Origin of the sequence: Sabulibacter ruber (genome assembly GCF_017355955.1) — a bacterium.
Taxonomy (GTDB): Bacteria; Bacteroidota; Bacteroidia; order Cytophagales; family Hymenobacteraceae; genus Nibribacter; species Nibribacter ruber_A.
Map to the genome: position 1 here is coordinate 1 of NZ_JAFFID010000091.1, position 293 is coordinate 293.

Below are 293 nucleotides of genomic sequence, written 5' to 3' on the forward strand. Positions count from 1 at the left end.
GCCGCCCAAGACGGAAATGGTCGAGCACATCGATCTCGACGGCCCGCAACGCGACCTCTATGAGAGCATCCGCGTCGCAATGGACGAGCGGGTGCGAGCCGAGGTGCGCAAGCTCGGGCTGGCGCGCAGCCACATCCTCATCCTCGACGCGCTGCTGAAGCTGCGGCAGGCCTGCTGCGACCCCCGCCTGCTGAAGATCCCCGCCGCCGGCAAGGTGAAACATTCCGCCAAGCTCGACCGGCTGATGGAGATGCTGCCGGCGCTGGTGGCGGACGGGCGCCGCGTCCTGCTCT

Annotated in this window: 1 protein-coding gene; it reads left to right on the top strand. The window is 68.6% G+C overall.

Going from position 1 to position 293, the window contains the following annotated elements:
- Positions 1–16 precede the first annotated feature (16 nt).
- Positions 17–293, top strand: a 277-nt coding sequence (locus JT719_RS24580) for a hypothetical protein (RefSeq protein WP_207436421.1), incomplete at its 3' end; no start/stop codon positions are given.